General features: G+C 69.0%; 20 protein-coding genes. 15 read left to right on the top strand and 5 right to left on the bottom strand.

Annotated elements, in window-relative coordinates; genetic code table 11:
- The first annotated feature begins 177 nt into the window (after positions 1 to 177).
- From ACAZ03_RS13185 to pdeM, 15 genes are all read left to right on the top strand, one after another.
- Positions 178 to 363: a Flp family type IVb pilin gene (locus ACAZ03_RS13185; RefSeq protein WP_373354256.1), complete on the top strand. Its 186-nt coding sequence runs from the start codon at positions 178 to 180 to the stop codon at positions 361 to 363.
- Positions 364 to 549: 186 nt separating this feature from the next.
- The gene (locus ACAZ03_RS13190; protein WP_373354258.1) at positions 550 to 732 is read left to right on the top strand and encodes a hypothetical protein; all 183 of its coding nucleotides are present in this window, start codon (positions 550 to 552) and stop codon (positions 730 to 732) included.
- 51 nt (positions 733 to 783) lie between these two features.
- Positions 784 to 1,656, top strand: a complete 873-nt coding sequence (gene cpaB, locus ACAZ03_RS13195) for a Flp pilus assembly protein CpaB (RefSeq protein WP_373354259.1) — start codon at positions 784 to 786, stop codon at positions 1,654 to 1,656.
- A 208-nt stretch (positions 1,657 to 1,864) separates the two neighbouring features.
- A complete protein-coding gene (locus ACAZ03_RS13200) occupies positions 1,865 to 3,292 on the top strand; it encodes a type II and III secretion system protein family protein (RefSeq protein WP_373354260.1) in 1,428 nt (475 codons plus the stop codon).
- Between the two features lie 13 nt (positions 3,293 to 3,305).
- Positions 3,306 to 3,986, top strand: a complete 681-nt coding sequence (locus ACAZ03_RS13205) for an OmpA family protein (protein ID WP_373354261.1) — start codon at positions 3,306 to 3,308, stop codon at positions 3,984 to 3,986.
- A gap of 208 nt (positions 3,987 to 4,194) precedes the next feature.
- Complete coding sequence (locus ACAZ03_RS13210) at positions 4,195 to 5,433, top strand: CpaE family protein (RefSeq protein ID WP_373354263.1); 1,239 nt, start codon at positions 4,195 to 4,197, stop codon at positions 5,431 to 5,433.
- Between the two features lie 14 nt (positions 5,434 to 5,447).
- Positions 5,448 to 6,944: a CpaF family protein gene (locus ACAZ03_RS13215; protein WP_373354265.1), complete on the top strand. Its 1,497-nt coding sequence runs from the start codon at positions 5,448 to 5,450 to the stop codon at positions 6,942 to 6,944.
- 5 nt (positions 6,945 to 6,949) lie between these two features.
- A complete protein-coding gene (locus tag ACAZ03_RS13220) occupies positions 6,950 to 7,918 on the top strand; it encodes a type II secretion system F family protein (RefSeq protein WP_373354267.1) in 969 nt (322 codons plus the stop codon).
- A gap of 9 nt (positions 7,919 to 7,927) precedes the next feature.
- Positions 7,928 to 8,971 (top strand): type II secretion system F family protein, encoded by a 1,044-nt coding sequence (locus ACAZ03_RS13225; protein ID WP_373354269.1) that lies wholly within the window; start codon positions 7,928 to 7,930, stop codon positions 8,969 to 8,971.
- The gene (locus ACAZ03_RS13230; protein WP_373354271.1) at positions 8,934 to 9,527 is read left to right on the top strand and encodes a tetratricopeptide repeat protein; all 594 of its coding nucleotides are present in this window, start codon (positions 8,934 to 8,936) and stop codon (positions 9,525 to 9,527) included. The genes ACAZ03_RS13225 and ACAZ03_RS13230 overlap by 38 nt, the downstream gene beginning before the upstream one ends.
- Before the next feature lie 20 nt (positions 9,528 to 9,547).
- A complete protein-coding gene (locus ACAZ03_RS13235) occupies positions 9,548 to 10,402 on the top strand; it encodes a tetratricopeptide repeat protein (protein ID WP_373354273.1) in 855 nt (284 codons plus the stop codon).
- 2 nt (positions 10,403 to 10,404) lie between these two features.
- Positions 10,405 to 10,899, top strand: coding sequence for a prepilin peptidase (locus ACAZ03_RS13240; RefSeq protein ID WP_373357083.1), 495 nt, complete (start codon positions 10,405 to 10,407; stop codon positions 10,897 to 10,899).
- Between the two features lie 121 nt (positions 10,900 to 11,020).
- Entirely contained in the window at positions 11,021 to 12,331 is a 1,311-nt protein-coding gene (locus ACAZ03_RS13245) for an ATPase (protein ID WP_373354274.1), read from the top strand.
- A gap of 251 nt (positions 12,332 to 12,582) precedes the next feature.
- The gene (locus ACAZ03_RS13250) at positions 12,583 to 14,970 is read left to right on the top strand and encodes a ligase-associated DNA damage response DEXH box helicase (RefSeq protein WP_373354276.1); all 2,388 of its coding nucleotides are present in this window, start codon (positions 12,583 to 12,585) and stop codon (positions 14,968 to 14,970) included.
- Positions 14,971 to 15,143: 173 nt separating this feature from the next.
- Complete coding sequence (gene pdeM, locus ACAZ03_RS13255) at positions 15,144 to 15,860, top strand: ligase-associated DNA damage response endonuclease PdeM (protein WP_373354278.1); 717 nt, start codon at positions 15,144 to 15,146, stop codon at positions 15,858 to 15,860.
- Between the two features lie 24 nt (positions 15,861 to 15,884).
- On the opposite strand, the gene ACAZ03_RS13260 is transcribed toward pdeM, so the two are convergent.
- The 5 genes from ACAZ03_RS13260 to ACAZ03_RS13280 form a co-directional block, all read right to left on the bottom strand.
- A complete protein-coding gene (locus ACAZ03_RS13260; RefSeq protein WP_373354279.1) occupies positions 15,885 to 16,778 on the bottom strand; it encodes a LytTR family DNA-binding domain-containing protein in 894 nt (297 codons plus the stop codon).
- Positions 16,779 to 16,958: 180 nt separating this feature from the next.
- Positions 16,959 to 17,846 carry a bifunctional methylenetetrahydrofolate dehydrogenase/methenyltetrahydrofolate cyclohydrolase FolD gene (gene folD, locus ACAZ03_RS13265; protein WP_373354280.1) on the bottom strand — a complete coding sequence of 296 codons (888 nt, stop codon included), beginning with the start codon at positions 17,844 to 17,846 and terminating at the stop codon, positions 16,959 to 16,961.
- A complete protein-coding gene (locus tag ACAZ03_RS13270) occupies positions 17,846 to 19,522 on the bottom strand; it encodes a formate--tetrahydrofolate ligase (protein ID WP_373354282.1) in 1,677 nt (558 codons plus the stop codon). Before ACAZ03_RS13270 ends, folD begins: the two co-directional genes overlap by 1 nt.
- A 168-nt stretch (positions 19,523 to 19,690) precedes the next feature.
- Positions 19,691 to 20,284, bottom strand: a complete 594-nt coding sequence (locus tag ACAZ03_RS13275; protein ID WP_373354284.1) for an MOSC domain-containing protein — start codon at positions 20,282 to 20,284, stop codon at positions 19,691 to 19,693.
- 149 nt (positions 20,285 to 20,433) lie between these two features.
- Positions 20,434 to 21,204, bottom strand: coding sequence for a methyltransferase domain-containing protein (locus ACAZ03_RS13280; protein ID WP_373354285.1), 771 nt, complete (start codon positions 21,202 to 21,204; stop codon positions 20,434 to 20,436).
- Positions 21,205 to 21,280: the final 76 nt, after the last annotated feature.

A 21,280-nucleotide genomic window follows, 5' to 3' on the forward strand; every position in this document is an offset into this window, starting at 1 on the left:
ACAATTTTAGCGGTGCCACGGAGATATACCACAAACGGTCGAAAGGTGACAAATTCCCGCCCGATTCCGCCGGCTATATGGGGCCATCCGAGACGGGGATCGGGCCAAGGAGAGGCCGGCCCGACGAGAACCGCTTGGTGTGTGAAAACCGAGTGAAACCCTGAGGAGGGATTTGAAATGCTCAACGTCCTGAAGAAATTCCGCGCTGACGAATCTGGCGCTGTCACCGTCGACTGGGTCGTGCTGACCGCCGCCATCGTCGGCCTCGGCATCGCCGTTCTCGGCTCCATCCAGTCCGGCGCCGGCGACCTCGCCGACGATATCGGTGCCGATCTGACCGGCATGGTCACGGCCGACAGCTGATCCGTCAGCGCTTGAAAGATCGAAGGCCGCGCTCCTCCCGGGCGCGGCCTTCGCCGTTTGAAACGCCTGCTTTTACAGGGGCTAAACCATCGGCCCGGCTTCACCAAACCACCTAGCGGGTGGCGCAGTTCCGCCACATTCCACCGCGAGTACGGGTCCATGAACTTAACGAGGAGGGCTGCCGACATGCGTCGACATCTCAGAGCCTTCGGCAAGAGCGAAAGCGGGGCGGTCACCGTCGACTGGGTCGTCCTGACCGCCGCCATTGGCTTTCTAAGCGTCGGCCTCGTGGTGACCATCCGCGATGCCGCGACAGATCCCGCCGATTCCGTCGGTGCCCAGCTCAGCGGCATGGTGACGGAAGACTAAGGCAGGGCGCCGGGGCCGCCACGGCCCCGGTTCGAGCAGAAAGGGAAAGACATGCGCGCCGTTTTCGGCCTCGTGCTCATCATCGGTCTCGGCCTGGCCGGCTTCGCCGTCTACACGGTGAAGGGCTACCTCGATACGCAGCAGCGGGCGCTCGCCAACGAGCGCGCCGCCGCCGCCTCCCGCGTGCCCACCGTCGAGATCTATGCCGTCACCCGCACCATGGAATTCGGCGAGCGTCTGTCGCCGGAGGATGTGCGGCTGATCCCCTATCCCGCGCCCTTCCTGCCCGAAGGCGTCTTCCGGACCGCGGAAGAGCTCTTCCCCGACGGGTCGGATTCCTTGCGCATGGTGGCGCGGCAGATGGAGCCGAACGAGCCCGTGCTGGCCGCCAAGGTCACCGAGCCCGGCGCCGATGCCGGCATCACCACGCGGCTCCAGCCCGGGATGCGCGCTTTCGCGATCTCCGTCGATGTCGCCTCCGGCGTCTCCGGCTTCCTGCGGCCCGGCGACCGGGTGGACGTGTTCTGGACGGGCTCCATCGCCCGCTCCGTCTCCGGCGGTGGCCGCGAGGTGACCAAGCTCATCGAGACGGGGCTGCGCCTCGTCGCCGTCGACCAGACCGCCGATACCGGCCGCTCGCAGGCCGCCGTCGCGCGCACCGTGACGGTCGAGGCCAACCCCCAGCAGGTCGCGGCGCTCGCCCAGGCGGCGGCCACCGGCAAGCTGTCGCTCGCGCTCGTCGGCTATTCCGACGAGACGGTGGCCGTGGCTGTCGAGGTCGATCAGCGCTCGCTTCTCGGTATCGTCGAGGAGGAGATCCCCGTCGAGGAGGCACCGCCGCCGCCGATGGAAGAAGAGGTCTGCACGATCCGCACCCGCCGCGGGTCCGAGGTGGTGGAGATCCCGATTCCCTGCCCGAGCTGAGGCGGAAAAGGCCGGCGCGTCGGCTTGCCGAAATCGAACCAAAGGACAAGCGGCGCCGGACGACCGGCGCCGTCGGCTGTTGCGGTTTGCCCACATGAGGTAAGCCGCCCAAGCCACTGTTTCTTGAATTGATGACCTTCGGGTGCAAGGGTGACGCAAAGGCGGGCAGAAGACCCGCATGTCGCGCGTGACTGGAGAGGCAGGTCACATGAAATTTCACAAAGCTCTCAGGGTGGCGACTCTCGCCCTCCTTGCCGGTTTCGGCAGCGTCGCTGCTGCGCCGGCCATGGCGGAGACCCTTCAGGTCCTCCGCGGCCAGCCGTCGCGCGCGCTGCAGGTGCCGATGAACCGCGCCGTGGTGGTCGAGAGCGACACGCCCTTCGCCGAGCTTTCCATCGCCAACCCCGGCATCGCCGACATCTCCTCCCTCTCCGACCGGACGATCTACGTCCTCGGCAAGGAGCCGGGCCGCACGACCCTGACCATCCTCGATGCCGAAGGCCGGCTCATCACCAATGTGGAGGTGCAGGTCACCCCCGATGTCGGCGAGTTCCGCGAGCGCCTGGCGCAGGTGCTGCCCGGAGAGCCCATCGAGGTGCGCACCGCCAATGACGGCATCGTCCTGTCCGGCACCGTCTCGTCCATCGTGGCGCTCGACCGGGCGCTCGAGCTGGCGCAGCGCTATGCGCCCGACCGCGTGTCGAACCTCATGGATGTCGGCGGCCAGCAGCAGGTGATGCTGCGCGTGCGCTTCGCGGAGATGCAGCGCTCCGTCGCCAAGTCGCTGTCGTCCTCGCTGACGCTGCAGGGCACCGCGCTCGGCGGCAATCTCGGGCTGTCCGGCGGCGCGAACACGCTCAACACCTCCGGCGCCATGGCCAATGCCTTCGGCGGCAACATCCCGGCAGCGAACCTCAACAACGGCGCCTTCCTCTTCGGCTTCAACGCCGGCGGCGTCGAGGTGGGGATGCTGCTCGAGGCGCTGGAATCCCGCGGCGTCGTCCGCACGCTGGCCGAGCCGAACCTCACCGCCCTCTCCGGGCAGGAGGCGCATTTCCTCGCCGGCGGCGAATATCCCGTGCCGATCAGCGACGGCAGCGCCGTCTCGATCTCCTACAAGCCCTTCGGCGTGGAGCTGAACTTCATCCCGCGCGTCGTCGACGGCGATCTCATCAACCTCGAGCTGTCGGCCGCGGTGTCGTCCATCGACCCGACCAACGGCGTCAACGTCAACGGCTTCTCCGTCGATGCCTTCCGGCGCCGCGAGACCTCGACGGTCGTCGAGATCCGCGACGGCGAGAGCTTCGCCATCGCCGGCCTCTTGACCGACGACTTCCGCGACCTGAACGGCCAAGTGCCGTGGCTCGGCGACATTCCGATCCTCGGGGCGCTCTTCCGCTCGGCGGAATACCAGCGCGAGCAGACCGAGCTCGTCATCATCATCACCCCGCATCTCGTCACGCCCACCCGCGGCGATACGCTGGCCCTGCCGACGGACAGGGTGCGCCCGCCGTCGGAGCGTGACCTCTTCCTCTTCGGGCGGGTCACCGGCAATGATGCGCCGACGACCGGCGCGGCCGGCGAGGTGGCGCGGCAGGATTTTTCCAGCCCCTACGGCTATGTGCTCGACGATTGACGGGGTGAGGACGATGCGCAGACTGATCTCCACCACGGCGTTGCTGGGCCTCCTGGCCGGCTGCGCGCCGGGCCCCGCGGGCGATGTCGGCTTCGGCGTCGCCACCGCCAACAACCTGGCCGTGCAGACCGGCGAGGTGGCCTATCTCGGCGACGTCAACGCCAGCTTCACCGCCAGCGTCACGACGACGATCAACTTCGCCTTCGATTCCGCCGTGCCCGACAGCGCCGCCCGCGCCGCGCTGAACGCCCAGGCCGCCTTCATCGCCCAGTACCCGGATCTGAAGTTCCGGGTCTACGGGCATACCGATCTCGTCGGCAGCGAGGCCTACAACTACAATCTCGGGCTGCGCCGCGCCAACGCGGCCGTGGCCTATCTGACCTCGCGCGGCATCTCGCGCGGTCGGCTGGAAGCGGTTGTTTCCTATGGGGAAACCCAGCCGCTCATCGCCACGACCAACCCCGAGCGCGCCAACCGGCGGACGGTGACGGAGGTCTCCGGCTTCGCCTCGGGCAGCGGCACGGTGCTCAACGGCGAATATGCGCATGTCATCTACAATGACTATGTCGCCTCCGCCGCGGCCGAGCCCACGGTCACCGGCGCCGGGGCCGCGATCTCCGGTGGAGGTGGCGGCGGCGGCGGAGGTGGCGGCGCCTCCGGCGGCGGCGGCGACACGGGCGGCGGCGACAGCTAGCGTCCCCGCCCCGGAAACGGGGTCACGCGTTCGCGAGGATCGTACCCCCTGCCCCAACAATTCCAACATTGGGGCCCGATTCCTGCCCCGATTGACCCTCATCGTCTGACATCGACGGCGCGGATTCTGTTCGCGCCGCGTCGGCCAGGCCCCGCGCCTGTTCCGACGCCCCGCGCGTACGGGGGCCAGACATGAGGACGAAGGCGAAATGGGAAGCACTGCCGTCTTGCAACCCGATCCCCAGCCGATCGTGGCCTGCACCGTCAGCCGCGACGTGCAGATCTTCGACCTGCTGATCGAGGATATGGAAGCCTCGCTCGGCGAGCGCTGGGGCGATCTCAGCTTCACCGATGCGCTGACCTTCCTCGACCAGCCGGAGGCGGATTCGCTCGAATTCATCGCCCTTGCCCTCGATTCCGAGGACGAGGCCGACCTGGCGCTGCTGATGGAGGTCATCACTTCCGCCAAGGCGCGGGGGATCAAGGTGATCCTCATCGCCGAGGATGTCTCGCCCGCCGCGCTGCACCAGCTTCTCCGCGAGGGGGGTGACGAGTTCATCCCCTATCCGCTGCCCGAGGGCGAGCTCGACCGCGCCATCCGCCGCATGGGCGAGCCGCCCGAGCGGCAGGATGCGGCGCCGACCCCGATCAAGGCGAAGGACGACCGCTCCGGCGTGGTGATCCCCGTTCAGGGCCTCGCCGGCGGCACCGGCTCCACCACCTTCGCCACCAACCTCGCCTGGGAGCTGTCGCTGGCGGCCGATGGCGAGGGCGCGCGGGTCTGCCTGATCGACCTCGACCTGCAGTTCGGCACCGTGTCGACCTATCTCGACCTGCCGCGCCGCGAGGCGGTGCTGGAGCTCCTGTCCAACATCGACGCGATGGACAGCGAGAGCTTCCTGCAGGCGCTACTGCCCTACGAGGAAAGGCTGCAGGTGCTGACCTCGCCGGCCGAGCTGGTGCCGGTCGACCTGCTGACGCCGGCCGATGTCGAGCGGATCATCGAGACCGCGCGGCTCAATTTCGACTATGTCGTCATCGACATGCCGACCACGATGGTCGAGTGGTCAGAGACGGTCCTGCAAGCCTCCCATGTCTATTTCGCGCTGATCGAGCTCGATATGCGCTCCGCCCAGAACGCGCTGCGCCTCAAGCGGGCGCTGCAGGGGGAGGATCTGCCCTTCGAGAAGCTGCGCTTCGTGCTCAACCGGGCCCCCGGCTTCACCGATCTCAACGGCAAGTCGCGGGTCAAGCGCCTGGCGGAGAGCCTCGGCATCTCCATCGAGGTGCTCTTGCCCGACGGCGGCAAGCAGGTCGTGCAGGTCAACGATCACGGCGCGGCGCTGGGCATCGGCGCCCCCAAGAATGCGCTCCGCAAGGAGATCCAGAAACTCGCCAAATCCGTGCATGAGGTGAATGCCGAAGCGGATGCGCGCGCCAAGGGCTGATGTGAGAGAAACCCATGTTTTCCAAGTACAAGAAGCCTGACGCCCGCCCCGCCGCCGCCGCCCCGCGGCCCGGCCAGACCGCGGCGCCTGCCGCCCCGGCGGCCAGGCAAACCGCGACCCCCGCCGCCACCCCGGCGCCCCAGCCCGACCCGCAGCCCGCTGCCGCCCAGCGCAAGGCGCTGATGCGGGCCATGCCGGGCAAGAACGCCGAGGCGGCGCCGGCCGACAAGGAGCGCAAGCGCAAGGAACGGCTCGGCGAGATCAAGCTGGAGCTGCACAAGGCGCTGCTGGAGAACCTCAACCTCGCGGCGCTCGAGAAGGCCTCCGAGCAGGAGCTGAGGACCGAGATCCAGGCGATCTCGGCCGAGACGCTCGAAGAGCTCGGCATCGTCCTCAACCGCGACGAACGCGCCCAGCTCAACCAGGACCTCTATTTCGAGGTCACGGGCCTCGGCCCGCTCGAGACGCTGCTCAAGGACGACAGCGTCTCGGACATCCTCGTCAACGGCCCGCAGCAGATCTTCGTGGAACGCGGCGGCCGGCTGCAGCTGACCGACGTGACCTTCAAGGACGAGCGGCACCTGCAGCGGATCATCGACAAGATCGTCTCCGCCGTCGGCCGGCGGGTGGATGAATCGAACCCCTATGTCGACGCCCGCCTCGCGGACGGCTCGCGCTTCAACGCCATGGTGCCGCCCATCGCGGTCGACGGCTCGCTCGTCTCGATCCGGAAGTTCAAGAAGGACAAGCTCGGCATCGACGATCTCGTCCGCTACGGCGCTTTCTCGGAGGAGATGGCGGCGTTTCTGCAGGCCGCGGTCGCGACCCGGCTCAACGTCATCGTCTCGGGCGGGACCGGCTCGGGCAAGACGACGACGCTCAACGCCCTGAGCTCCTTCATCGACAATTCCGAGCGCATCCTCACCATCGAGGACACCGCCGAACTCCAGCTCCAGCAGAGCCATGTCGGCCGGATGGAGAGCCGCCCGGCCAACGTCGAGGGCCGCGGTGCCGTCTCGGCGCGCGACTGCCTGAAGAACGCCCTGCGGATGCGGCCCGACCGCATAATCGTCGGCGAGACGCGGGGCGAGGAGGTCATCGACATGCTGCAGGCCATGAACACCGGCCACGACGGCTCCATGACCACGATCCACGCCAACTCCGCCCGCGACGCCATCTCGCGCCTCGAGAACATGATCGCCATGGCCGGCGTCGACATGCCCCTGAAGGCGATGCGCAGCCAGATCGCCTCGGCCGTCAACCTGATCGTGCAGGCCTCCCGCCTGCAGGACGGCTCGCGGCGCATGACCTCCATCACCGAGATCACGGGCATGGAGGGCGATGTCATCTCGATGCAGGAGATCTTCCGCTTCCAGCGCACCGGCCTGACGCCCGAGAACAAGATCATCGGGCATTTCACCGCGACCGGCGTGCGCAGCCACTTCTCCGAACGCTTCCGGCTCTGGGGATACGACCTGCCGGCGGCGATCTTCGAACCTTTCAACGGATAGGCGCCATGACGCTTTCGCCCGAACCGATCATCTACGGCCTGATCTTCGTGGCCGTCCTCGTCCTGGTCGAGGGCGTCTATCTCGTCGCCTTCGGCAAGTCGATCAAGCTCAACTCCCGGGTCAACCGGCGGCTGGAGCTGCTCGAGAAGGGCGGCCGCCGCGAAGAGGTGCTGGACCAGCTCCGCAAGGAGATGACCCAGCACATGAAGAGCCAGAGCATCCCGCTCTACTCTCTCCTCGCCAGCAAGGCCCAGCATGCCAATATCGCCTTTACCCCGGTGCAGCTCATCGGCGTCATGGCGGCGCTGGCCGCCGTGGCCTTCATGGGGCTGACCTATGCCACCGAGGCTAGCACTCCGGTGCGGGCGCTCGTGGCCGTCGCGATGGGGATCGGCGGCGTCTACACCTGGATCAACAACAAGGCCAAGAAGCGCATGGCGCTGATCGAGGAGCAGCTGCCCGAGGCCGTCGAGCTCATGGTCCGCAGCTTGCGCGTCGGCCATCCCTTCTCCAGCGCCATCAACATCGTCGCCAAGGAGGTGCCCGACCCGCTCGGCTCCGAGATGGGGGTCATCGCCGACGAGGCCGCCTATGGCCGCGACATGGGCGAGACGCTGAAGGCCATGGCCGAGCGGATCGACATGCAGGACCTGCGCTTCCTCGCCGTGGCCGTGACGATCCAGCAGCAGGCCGGCGGCAACCTTGCCGAGATCCTCGACGGGCTCGCCAAGGTGATCCGCGCCCGCTTCCGCCTGTTCCGCCGGGTGAAGGCCATCACGGCCGAGGCGAAATGGTCGGGGATGTTCCTCTCCGCCTTCCCGCTGCTCGCGCTCATCGGCATCAACGTGATGCAGCCGGGCTATTACGACGAGGTGAAGGAGACGGCGGTCTTCATCCCCGCCTGCCTGGTCGTCGGCGCCTTCCTGGTGGTGAACCTCATCGTCATGCGTGCACTCGTGAACATCAAGGTCTGAGGGGGAGCCATGCTCGACAATCTGACGACCCAGGCGCTCGGCCTCTGGACCTCCCTCGGCCCGCTCGCCCCCGTGGTGGCGGCGGGCGTGCTCGGCATCGTGCTCATCGCCGTCGCCCTGCCCTTCTACCTCAAGCGCGAGGCCGATCCGCTCGACCGGCTGAAGGAGAGCAACCGCGCCGCCACCGCCACGGCGGCCCGCCCCACCAAGGACAAGCTGCGCACCGCCAGCCGCACCGACAAGCTGGAGCGCTATTCCAACTTCCTCGAGCCGAAGGACGAGGAGGAATATTCCGCCTCGCGCCTCAAGCTCCTGCAGGCCGGCTATTCCAGCAAGAATGCCGTACGCATCTACCATTTCTCGCAGTTCGCGCTCGGCCTCGCCGGGCTGGTGCTCGGCGTCGCCTATACGTTCTATCTCTCGGCCACCGGCGATCCGACGACGCGCGACCTGGTGCTCTACGGGCTCGGGCCCGGAATCGTCGCCTACATGCTGCCGAAATACTGGGTCAACAAGCGCCAGCAGGAGCGGCAGAAGGCCATCACCAACGGCTTTCCGGACTCGCTCGACATGATGCTGGTCTGCGTCGAAGCGGGCCAGTCGCTCGACCAGTCGATCATCCGCGTCGCCCGGGAGCTCCGCACCGGCTTCCCCGAGCTCGCGCATGAATACGAGATGGTCGCCTACGAGATGAAGGCCGGCAAGGACAAGACCGCGGTCCTGCGCGACATGGCCGAGCGCTGCGGCGTCGCCGATGTGACGAGCTTCGTCACCGTGCTGATCCAGAGCCAGCAGTTCGGCACCTCGATCGCCGAGGCGCTGCGGATCTACGCCGCCGAGATGCGCGACAAGCGCGTCATGCGGGCGGAGGAGAAGGCCAACACCCTGCCCACCAAGATGACGCTGGCGACCATGATGTTGACCGTGCCTCCGCTTCTCATCATCCTGATCGGGCCGTCGGTCTGGGATATCTACCAGACGCTCGGCGGTGGTGGGGCAGCAGAAGAAACCGGCGTTGCGGAAGGTCACGAGATCGACCAGGGGCAGAACTAGGCGGCGCGCCGGCCTGGCGCTGGCGGCCTTCGCCCTTCTTGCGTCCTGCGGCGGCGGCCAGCTCAACGAAAGCTCCGGCGGCGTCTATGCGCCCGGCCCCTCCGGCGAGCCCGATGTCGACGGGCTCATCATCGGCCACCGGCTGATGGAGGCGGGGGAATACGAGCTGGCGCTGCGCGCCTACACCCGCGCCGCCACCGAGGACGGGCTGACCATCGACACGCTCTCCGCCATGGGCTCCGCCAACCTCCGGCTCGGCCGGCTGAACCAGGCGGAGGAGATCCTCCGCCGCGCCGTGGAGGAGGATGCGACCTTCCCGCCGGCCTGGAACAACCTCGGCGTGATCCTCATGGAGCGCGGCGAAGTGGCCGAGGCGGCGGAGGCGTTTCGTCGCGCCTACGCAACGGACAACGGAAATTCCGACCAGATTCGCGACAACCTGCGATTGGCGCTCGCAAGACGCGACGCGGCGCTCTATGCTGAGCCCCAAGAGAACGAAGAGTTCCAACTGGTTCGGCGCGGGCAGGGCGATTACCTGATCCTCGCGCCGCTCTGAGGCAGAAAACGAGGGCAGCCATGCTCCGCGCGATGCAGTACACCCTTCTGGCGGGGGCCCTTGGCCTGTCCGCCTGTTCGCAATCGGGCGACGAGATCGTCGACAGGGCGATGGCGGATGTCGACCTCGCCGCCGATGCCGATCTCTCCGACGTCATGCTCACCGTGGCCGACCCCTCCGAGGCGGTCAGCTACTTCTCCCGCGGGCTCGAGACCAACCCCGGCCGCATCGACCTGCAGCGCGGGCTCGCCATCTCGCTGGTCCGCGCCGGGCGCGCGGCGGAGGGGGTGACCGCCTGGCAGACCGTCCTCGCCCATCCGGAGGCGACCAACGAGGATCGCGTCTCCCTCGCCGGTGCCCTCATCCGGGCCGACCGCTGGGAGGATGCCGGCGCGACGCTCGACGCCATCCCGCCCACCTATGAGACCTTCGAGCGCTACCGGCTCGAGGCGATCATCGCCGACAGCCGCGAGGACTGGGCCCGCGCCGACAGCTTCTACGAGACGGCGGCGGGCCTGACCACGACGCCCGCGAGCGTCCTCAACAACTGGGGTTTCTCGAAGCTCTCGCGCGGCGATTTCCGCGCGGCGGAGGGGCTTTTCGAGGATGCGCTCCGCCACGACCCGCAGCTCTTCACCGCGAAGAACAACCTCGTCATGGCGCGCGGCGCCCAGCACAATTACGAGCTGCCGGTGATCCCGATGACCCAGGTCGAGCGGGCCGAGCTGCTCTATACGGCCGCCCTGACGGCCATCAAGCAGAACGACATCAACATCGGCAAGCAGCTCCTCGCCGAGGCGATCGACACCCATCCGCAGCATTTCGAAGAGGCCGTCCGCGCGCTGCGGGCGCTCGAAGAGAACGTGGCCCTGTGACGATGCTGGCGGTGACCATGCGCGAGGCGGCGATCTTCCTGCCGCTGGTGGTGCCGATCTGCCTTTACGTCTGCTGGTCCGACCTCCGCGACATGAAGATCACCAACCGCGCGGTGCTGGCGCTTCTCGCCGTCTTCGTGGTGCTGGGGCCGGTGGCGCTGGATCTGCCGGATTACCTCTGGCGCTACAGTCACCTGGCGGTGGTGCTGGCCATCGGCATCCTCCTCAACGCCGTCGGCGCCATGGGCGCGGGCGATGCGAAATTCGCCGCCGCCGCCGCGCCCTTCATCGCGCTGGCCGACCTCCGGCTGATCCTCCTCCTCTTCGCCGCCTGCCTGCTCGCCAGCTTCGTGGCGCACCGCGTCGCCCGCGCGACGCCGCTCCGCCGCCTCGCGCCCGATTGGGAGAGCTGGGAATCCGGGCGCCGCTTCCCCATGGGTCTGCCGCTCTCGGCGACGCTGGTCTTCTACCTCGCCCTCGGCCTGATCGGCGACTGACGGGCGCGGGTCGCCGCCAGGGTTTCAGCCGGCACTGCCCCTCCGCGCCCCCGCCCTTTCCATCCTTTCGCCACCATTCCCCGCCATCCTCGCCGCCGACCCGACGTTCGGAGCCGAGCCGATGAACATGGAACCGCAGCCGCCCCTCGCCCCCCCGGCGCCCCGCCAGCTCAACCAGATGCAGCTGCCGCTGGTGATGATGCGCGACATCCTCCTCAAGACGATGTTCCGCACGAATGCCTCGGAGGTGAGCGAGATCGCCCGCGCCATCTGCCTGCCCCGCCCGGTGACGCAGGAGCTCGTCGACCTCGCGCGTGGCCAGCTCCTCCTCGAGGCGACGGGCACGCTTTCGGCCAATGCGGGCACCGAGATGGGCTATCGCCTCACCGAGGCCGGTAAGGCCCGGGCGCTCGATGCGCTCGCCCAGTCGGAATATTACGGCGCCATGCCGGTGCCGCTCGAGATCTATGCCGAGCAGGTCGACCGCCAGTCGATCCGCAACATCCAGATCACCCGCGAGCAGCTCACCTCCGCCATGGGCCATCTCGTCCTGCCGCCGAAGCTTCTCGACCAGCTCGGCCCCGCCGTCACCTCCGGCCGGTCGATCCTGATGTACGGGCCTCCGGGGAACGGCAAGAGCTCGATCTCCAACGGCATCCGCGACGCTCTGGGCGACCGGATCTACGTGCCGCGGGCCATCGAATATTCCGGGCAGGTCATCACGGTCTACGACCCGATCGTGCATACGGCGGCGGAGGAGGATCTCGACGATCCCAACGCGCTCCGCCGCACCTCCGGCCGCTTCGACACCCGCTATGTCCGCTGCGACCGGCCCACGGTGATCACCGGCGGGGAGCTGTCGCTCTCGATGCTCGATCTCGTCTACAATCCCACGGCGCGGACCTATCAGGCGCCCCTGCAGCTCAAGGCCACCGGTGGCATCTTCATCGTCGACGACCTCGGCCGCCAGGCGGTGCCGCCGCAGAAGCTCGTCAACCGCTGGATCGTACCGCTCGAGGAGGGCCGCGACATCCTGGGGCTCCAGTCCGGCGAGAAGTTCGAGGTGCCCTTCGACACGCTCGTTATCTTCTCCACCAACTTCCATCCGGGCGAGATCTTCGACCAGGCGGCGCTCAGACGGATCTTCTTCAAGATCAAGATCGACGGGCCGAGCCGCGCGGACTTCCTGAAGATCTTCGCCATGGTGGCCCGCAAGCGCCGGATGCCGCTCAACGAAGAGGCGCTCATCCACCTGATCGAGAAGAAGTACCCGACGATCGACAATGTCTTTGCGAATTATCAGCCAGTCTTCCTGATCGACCAGATCGCCGCCATCTGCGATTTCGAGGGCATCCCCTACCAGATGACGAAGGAGCTGATCGACCGGGCCTGGGCGAACATGTTCGTCAAGGACGAGGTGATCGTGAAGTAGGGTGTGCGGGGGCTGCCGCCCCCGCCCCCCCGCTTTCCTGGGGGGCTTCGGCCCCACAGACCCCCGATCGGTGGGGGCCAGCCCCCACGCCCCCGAGGTATTTGCGAAGGGGCATGAACAAGAGAGCTCCCGCCTGCTGCCCCTTTTCAAATATCTCCGGGGAGCGCGAGGGGCAGGCGGCCCCTCGCTCCCGGACCCTCCACGCCTCCCGCCGCATGGACTGCACGCCAAAGCCCCCCTACATCTGGCGCATGACCGCCCTCCCCGCCGCGCTCGACGCCTTCTTCGCCCGCCGCGGCTGGGCGCTGCATCCGCATCAGGCGGAGATGCTGGCGCGGGCCTCCGAGCCGGCGCTCCTCCTCATCGCGCCCACCGGCGGCGGCAAGACGCTGGCGGGCTTCCTGCCGACGCTGGCCGAGCTGGCGTCAGGCCCGCATGACGGCCTCCACACCCTCTACATCTCGCCCCTGAAGGCGCTGGCCGCCGACATCCGCCGGAACCTCGGCACCCCGGTCGCCGAGGCCGGGCTCGACATCCGCATCGAGGACAGGACGGGCGACACCTCCGCCACCACCCGCCGCCGCCAGCGCGCCGACCCGCCGGAGATTCTGCTGACGACGCCGGAGAGCCTCGCGCTTCTCCTCTCCTACGAGGACGCGCCTCGCATCTTCGCCGGGCTCCAGCGGGTCGTCGTCGACGAGATCCATGCGCTGGCGGAATCGAAGCGGGGCGACCAGCTCCTCCTCTGCCTGACCCGGCTCGAGGCGCTGGCGCCCGGGCTCCGCCGGGTGTTCCTTTCTGCCACGGTGGAGGACCCCGAGGCGCTGGCGGCCCTCGTCTCCATCCCTCCCTGCCCGGTGCTTCATGCCGATCCCGGCCCCGAGCCCGACATCGGCATGTTGCAGACGGAGGAGCGCCCGCCCTGGGCCGGCGGCGGCGGCGCCTATGCGATCCCCGCCGTGCTGGAGGAGGTGCGGCGCCACCGGACGACGCTCATCTTCCACAACACCCGCGCGCAGGCGGAGATCTTCTTTCACAACCTCTGGCTGGCGAATACCGACAACCTGCCGATCGGCATCCATCACGGCTCCCTCGCCCGCGCTCAGCGCGAGAAGGTCGAGGCGGCGATGGTGGCGGGGGAGCTGCGCGCCATCGTCTGTACGGGGAGCCTCGATCTCGGCATCGACTGGGGGGATGTCGACCTCGTCATCCAGATCGGCGCGCCGAAGAACGTCAAGCGGCTGATCCAGCGGATCGGCCGGGCCAACCACCGCTACAACGCGCCGTCGAAGGCGCTGCTCGTGCCGGCCAACCGCTTCGAGATCCTCGAATGCCTGGCCGCGCTCGATGCCGCGAAGGCGCATGACCTCGACGGTGACCCGCGGGGGCCGGGGCCGCGGGATGTGCTCTGCCAGCACATCCTCATCCGCGCCTGCGCCGGACCCTTCGACGAGGGCGAACTCTACCGCGAGGTGAAGGGCTGCGGCGCCTACCGGAGCCTTTCCCGCGCCCAGTTCGACGAGGCGCTCGATTTCTGCGCGACAGGCGGCTACGGGCTCGGCGCCTATGACCGCTGGCAGCGGCTCATGCTGCGGGACGGGCTCTGGACGCTCCGCGACCCGCGCTCGGCCGCCCGCATCCGCATGAACATCGGCACGATCCAGGACAGCGACCTTCTGAAGGTGCGGATGCGGGGGCAAGGCACGCCCCTCGGCGAGATCGAGGAAGGCTTCGCCGCCTCGCTGACGCCGGGGGATACCTTCCTCTTCGGCGGCAAGATCGTCCGCTTCGAGGGGCTGAAGGAGATGGCCGTCGAGGTCTCCCGCGAGCGGGGGCGCAAGCCGAAGATCGCCGTCTACACGGGGACCAAGTTCTCCACCTCCACCCGGCTTTCGGAGCGGCTCCTCCGGCTCTTTGAGGCGCGGGATTTCGCGCGGCTGCCGGAGCATACGCGGAGCTGGCTCGCCCATCAGGAGGAGGTCTCGCGCCTGCCCGGGCCGGGGGAGCTGCTGGTCGAGAGCTTCCCCCACGAGGGGCGGCACTACGCCTGCTTCTACGGCTTCGCCGGGCGGAACGCGCAGCAGACGCTGGGGCTGCTCCTCACCCGGCGGATGGAGGATGCGCGGCTGGCGCCGCTCGGCTTCGTCTCCACCGATTACGCGACGCTCGTCTGGTCGCTGGAGCCGGTGACGGACCCGGGCCCCCTCCTCGCCGCCGCGCCGCTTCGCGAGGAGTTCGAGACCTGGCTGCAGGGCAACGCGGTGATGAAGCGCACCTTCCGAGCCTCGGCGACCATCGCCGGGCTCATCGAGCGCAACATGGGCGCCGGCGGGCGGAAGACCGGGCGGCAGGCGACCTTCTCCTCCGACATCCTCTACGACACGCTGGTGCGCTACGCGCCCGAGCACATCCTGATGGGCATCACGCGGGAGGAGGCCATGCGCGGCCTCGTCGATTTCGGGCGGATCGAGGAGATGCTGGCACGCAGCCACGGGACATGGGACTTCCGCGTGCTGCCCGGCCTGACCCCCTTCGCGGCGCCGCTCTTCCTCGAGCACGGGCGGGTGCCGGTGGATGGCGAGGCAGGCGAGCGGCTGATGGTGGAAGCGGCGGAGAAGCTGCTGGCCGAGAGCGAGTGAGGCGGGAGATGGGATGAAGGCCCGCCCGGCTCACCCCCGTAGGGTGGGTTTTCAACGCACCGTCCGCGCAACGCCCGAGCGGCGCCCCCGGCCCCGCACACCCCCGGCGCAAGGCGCCCTTTCCCACGCGTCCCGGCTTGCGCGGGGGCGGCACGGGGCGCATAGAACACATCATGAACTCCTGCGAGATATCCTTCGCCGGGATGGGCCTCACCGCCCTGCACTCCGGCGCGCTCTACCTGGCCGGCGATGGCATGCTCGTCGTCTCCGACCTGCATCTCGGCCGGTCCGAGCGTGTAGCGCGCGAGGCGGGGCCGCTCCTGCCCCCCTATGAGGTGCGGCAGACGCTGGAGCGGCTGCAGGCCGATCTCGCGGCGACGGGGGCGGGCACGGTCCTGTGCCTCGGCGACAGTTTCGACGACACGGCCGCCGCCAGTGGGCTCGGGGCGGCAGAGCGGGCGCAGCTCCTCGCCCTGCAGGAGGGGCGGCGCTGGATCTGGGTGGAGGGCAACCACGATCCCGGCCCCCTCGGCCTTGGCGGGACGCATCTGAGCGAGCTGCGCCTCGGGCCGCTGACCTTTCGCCATATCGCCCTCGCCGGTGAGGTGAGCGGCGAAGTCTCCGGCCATTACCACCCGAAGCTGGGGCTGCCCGGGGCCGGGCGGGCGCGGCCCTGCTTTCTCTTCGACGCGCATAGGCTGATCCTGCCGGCCTATGGCTGCTATACCGGCGGCCTCTCTGCCCGGTCGCCTGTTCTGGCCGCGCTCTTCGAGGGGCCGGTGCAGGCGGTCGTCACCGGGCGGCGGGCGCTCCGCGTGCCTGTCACGGCCGGGGCTGCTGACGCCCGGAGCGCCGCACCCGGCCCAGGCCAACGTCGCAAGGCAAGCTAACCGCGGCCAACCGGCCGCCCGGCGCTACGGCGCGCCCCGGCCGCGCGGAAGCGCCATGGCGGAGGAGCCGGGCGCACCCTCCGACCGCCAGCCCGCCTCCTGCGGCTCGGCCGCCTCGCCGGTGCCGCGCTCGGGCAGCAGCCCCAGCGCCACCAGCTCGTCACGATAGGTGCGGCTGACCGGCAGACGGGCGCCGTTCCTCAGCACCACGACCTCCTTGCTGCCCTCGCGCCGCGCCTCGCGGATCGCCTCGCGCGCCACCCAGTGCGAACGGTGGACGAGGAAGCCCTCGACATTGTCCATCTCCGTCACCGCATCGGAAAACCGCAGGAGCAGCCGCTCCTCCTCCCGCCCGTCGATGAGGACGCTCACGTAGTGATCGTCCGCCGAGAGGCGCCAGATGCGGCCGCCCTCATGGCCCGGCAGGCGGGCCAGCAGCCGCGGCGGCGCGGCGATCCAGGGCTGCGAGACGCGCAGCGCCCATTGCACCGCGTGCAGGATCAGCCCGACGAGCAGCACCTTCAGGATGACGGCGAAGAGGCCCGGCGCCTCGGCGAGGAGCCATGGCTCGAACAGTATGTAGATGCCGACCATCACCGGGGCGAAGACCGCCGTGAAGAGCAGGGCCCGCAGCACCGCCAGCACGCCGGGATGCAGACGCGCCCCCACCGTCGCTGTCAGCCGGGTGATGCCCCAGGTGAGCGGCACGGCGGCGAGGATCGCCAGCTTGAAGAAGAGAAGCCGCGGCACCAGCTCCATCAGGCCCCAGGTCCCGAAGGGGCCGGTGAGCCCGAGGACCGCCGACAGCGCCAGCAGCGCCGCCGCCCAGACCACCCAGGAGCCCTGGCCCACGTTGCCCTGACCTACAGGGCCCTGCCAGCGGACCGGTCGCAGGAAATCTTGCACGAGAGCCTTCATCGGCCATCCTCCCTGTCCTGTCGGCCCCTTGGGGGGACGCCCCCCGGGAGCCAAGTTTTGTGGGGAAACCAGATAGGACAGCGCGCAGATTGACCAAGGGGCAACTTGAGAGTTTTTCAACCCTCGCGCGATTGGCGGGGCAGCCGCCCGCGGGGGCGGCCGCTCTTCGCAGCGTCTCTCTTAAAGCGCCGGCTCGGGCAGGCCTCGGGCCCGGCAGCAGGCGGTCAGCGTGTTGGACAGAAGGCAGGCGATGGTCATCGGGCCGACGCCGCCGGGCACCGGCGTGATGGCGCCCGCCACCTCCGCCGCGCTGGCATAATCGACATCGCCGACCAGCCTGTGGCCCTCGCCGTCCGCCTTCGCCACCCGGTTGATGCCGACGTCGATCACCGTCGCGCCCGGCTTGATCCAGTCGCCCGGCACCATCTCGGGCCGGCCGACGGCGGCGATGACGATATCGGCGCGGGAGACGACCTCGGCGAGATCCTTCGTGCGGCTATGGGCGATGGTCACTGTGCAGCTCTCTCCCAGAAGAAGCTGCGCCATCGGCTTTCCGACGATGTTCGAGCGGCCGATCACCACGGCCTCCATGCCCGAGAGCGAGCCATGGTGAGCTTTCAGCATCATCAGGCAGCCGAGCGGCGTGCAGGGCACGAGGCTCTTTTGCCCCGTGGCCAGAAGCCCGACATTGGAGATGTGGAAGCCGTCCACATCCTTCTTGGGGTCGATGGCATTGATGACGAGATCGGAATCGAGGTGACCGGGCAGCGGCAGCTGCACGAGGATGCCATGCACCTCCGGGTCGGCATTGAGCTCGCGCACCTTGGCGAGCAGCTCCGCCTCCGTCGTCTCCGCCGGCAGCTTGTGCTCGAAGGAGGCCATGCCGGCCTCCAGCGTCTGCTTGCCCTTGGAGCGGACATAGACCTGGCTCGCCGGATCCTCCCCCACCAGCACGACGGCGAGGCCCGGGGTGATCCCGTGCTCGTCCTTCAGCTTCGCCACATGGGTGGCGATGCGGGCGCGGAGGTCGGCGGCGAAGGCCTTGCCGTCGATGACCTCGGCCGCCATCAGAAGAGCCCCTCGATCTGCCCGGCGTCGTTGAGGCGGATCGCCTCGGCCGACGGCACGCGCGGCAGGCCGGGCATGGTCATGATCTCGCCGCAGATCACCACGACGAAGCCGGCCCCGGCCGAGAGCCGCACCTCGCGGACGGGCACGGTATGCCCCTCCGGCGCACCGCGGAGGTTCGGATCGGTCGAGAAGGAATACTGCGTCTTGGCCATGCAGACCGGCAGATGGCCGTAGCCCTGCTCTTCCCAGGCATGAAGCTGCTGGCGGATCGACTTGTCGGCGATCACCTCGTCGGCATGGTAGATGCGCTTGGCGATGGTCTCGATCTTCTGGAAGAGCGGCATCTCGTCGGGGTAGATCGGCGAGAAGTTGGCGGCGCCGGACTCGGCGAGCTGCACCACCTTGTGCGCCAGATCCTCGATGCCGGCGGAGCCGTCGGCCCAGTGCTTGCAGAGCACCGCCTCGGCGCCCTGGGATTTCACGTAATCCTTCACCGCCTGCACCTCGGCCTCGGTATCCGAGACGAAGTGGTTGATGGCCACGACCACCGGCACGCCGAAGCTCTTCACGTTGGAGATATGGCGGCCGAGGTTGGCGCAGCCCTTCTGGATGGCGGCGACATTCTCGGTGCCGAGGTCGCCCTTGGCGACGCCGCCGTTCATCTTCATGGCGCGGCAGGTGGCGACGAGCACCACGGCATCGGGCGCCAGCCCGGCCTTGCGGCATTTGATGTTCATGAACTTCTCGGCGCCGAGATCGGCCCCGAAGCCGGCCTCCGTCACCACGTAATCGGCTATTTTGAGCGCCGTCGTCGTGGCGATGACCGAGTTGCACCCGTGGGCGATGTTGGCAAACGGCCCGCCATGGACGAAGGCGGGGTTGTTCTCGAGCGTCTGCACGAGGTTCGGCTGCATCGCGTCCTTCAGGAGCACCGTCATCGCGCCGTCGGCCTTGATGTCGCGGCAATAGACCGGCGTCTTGTCGCGGCGATAGGCGACGATCATGTCGCCGAGGCGCTTCTGCAGATCCTCGAGGTCGCGCGCCAGGCAGAGGATCGCCATCACCTCGGAGGCGACGGTGATGTCGAAGCCCGTCTCCCGCGGGAAGCCGTTGGCGACGCCGCCGAGCGAGGCGGTGATCTGCCGGAGTGCCCGGTCGTTCATGTCGACCACCCGGCGCCAGACGACGCGGCGGATGTCGATCTCGAGCTCGTTGCCCCAGTAGATGTGGTTGTCGATCATCGCCGCCAGCAGCGAATGCGCGGAGGTGATCGCATGGAAGTCGCCGGTGAAATGGAGGTTCATGTCCTCCATCGGCACGACCTGCGCATAGCCGCCGCCGGCCGCCCCGCCCTTCATGCCGAAGTTCGGGCCGAGCGAGGCCTCGCGGATGCAGATGGCGGTCTTCTTGCCGATGCGGTTGAGCCCGTCGCCGAGCCCGACCGTCGTCGTCGTCTTGCCCTCGCCGGCCGGCGTCGGGTTGATCGCGGTCACCAGGATCAGCTTGCCGTTCGGCCGGTCCTGCACGGACTGGATGAAGTCCTGGCTGACCTTGGCCTTGTCATGCCCGTAGGGGAGGAGGCTCTCGGACGGGATGCCGAGCTTGGCGCCGATCTCGGCGATCGGCTTCTTCTGCGCCTCGCGGGCGATCTCGATATCGGTCTTGTGGGCCATGGTGCACTCCCCTCGCTGTCGCTGTCCGGCGGCGCTCCGCCCGTCGGCCCCACGGATAGCCGGGCGCGCCTTCCGGCAGAACGGCAATTCCGACACTTTCCACGCCGGTAACGGCGACGATCGGGGAGCCTGTTTCCGATGGGAACCTCCCGCCCCGGCGCAGGGCGCTCAGCCCCCTGCCTCTCCCCCCGCCCACGCCCGCTGCGCCGGCACATGCAGCCGCAGACGCTCGCCGAGCCGCAGGGGGCCCTCCCGCTCGACCCAGGCGGTGACACCCCGGCGGCCCCGCGCCGCGGCCTTGAAGGCGCGGCCATGGCCGGGGCGGGCCTCCTCGATGGCGCGGGCGGGGATGTTGCAGGGCTCGTTCAGCATGTCGACCGTCAGCGTCGTGCCGCCCTCCCCCTGCAGCCGCGACGAGGGCGGCAGATGGGTCAGATCCGGGATGCCCTCGATCACCAGCGAGGCCCCGAGCCAGGTCGGCTCCAGCGCTTCAAGCCCGAGCGTGGCGGCGATCTCCGCCATCTCCTCGGCGGAGACGATGGAAAGCTGGCGCGTGTTGCGGATCTCGGTTCCCCGGGGATATTGCGCCGTCACCCGGCTGCAGGAGAGCCGCGTCAGCCCGGCGTGATGCTCCCCCGCCGCCCCGGCGAAGGTCAGGCGCATCTCCGCCACCGCCTCGCCCACGAGCCCGCCCTCGCGGTGCGGCACGCGCCCCATCCAGGTGATCGTCCCGTAGTGATCCGTCGGCACCAGCGCCACCATCGCCTGCTCCCTTGTCGCCCGCCCTCTCCTAGCCCCCGGCAGCCTGCCCCCTCAACCGCCCTCATGTCTTTGCTCCCGAAAATCCTCGGGGGGAGTCGCCCTTAAGGGCGACGGGGGGCAGACAGCCCCCCAAAGAGCCGGCCTCTCGCCTAGGCCGCCCGCCGGAGCACGAAGAACAGCCGGCGGAAGGGGAAGAGCACCCCGCCATCCGCCTCGCGCGGATAGGCGGCCTCCAGCGCCGCGTCGTAGGCTTTGGTGAAGCGGGTGAGCTCCCCGGTGTCGAGCCGCTCGGCCACCGGCCGCAGCGCGGTGGACGCGGTGAAGGCCTGCACCGGATGCCCCTCCGGCACGGGGGCGAGGCGCTGCAGATACTCCGTCTCCCAAAGATTGACCTCACCCAGCGGCGCCAGAAGGCGCTGATAGACCGCCGGCTCCGCCACCGGCGCCTCCCAGCCGTCGAAGTCGAACCGCTCCGGGAAGAGCTCGGCGGCCAGGTCGCGGATCAGCTGGTGCGAGGGCGCGGCGAACTGGCGGGGCATCTGCACGGCGAGCGTGCCACCGGGCGCGAGGAGCCCGGCCAGCCGCGGCAGGAGCAGCGCGTGATCCGGCAGCCAGTGCAGCGCGGCGTTGGAAGAGATGAGCCCGGGCGGGCTCTCGGGCGCCCAGCCGGCGATGTCGGCCTCGATCAGCGCGTCATAGCCCCGCGCCTTGGCCAGCATGGCGGCCGAGGCATCGACGCCGAGGAGCCGCCGCTTGGGATAGCGCGCCCTGAGGCTCGCCGCCGCGGCGCCGTCGCCGCAGCCGAGGTCGATGATATCGCCCGGCCCGGGCGATCCCGCCTGCATCAGAAGGTCGAGCGCCGGCCGGAGCCGCAGCTCGCGGAACCGCGCATAGCTCCCCGGGTCCCAATCCTTCGCCATCCGCGCCTCCCGCCCTTGCTGCCTGCAGACTACCGAAGGCGCCGCGGCCGCGACAGCCCGGGGCGGCGGGGCTCGA

The sequence above is a fragment of the Pseudoroseicyclus sp. CXY001 genome (genome assembly GCF_041714655.1).
In the GTDB taxonomy this organism is placed as follows: domain Bacteria; phylum Pseudomonadota; class Alphaproteobacteria; order Rhodobacterales; family Rhodobacteraceae; genus Pseudoroseicyclus_A.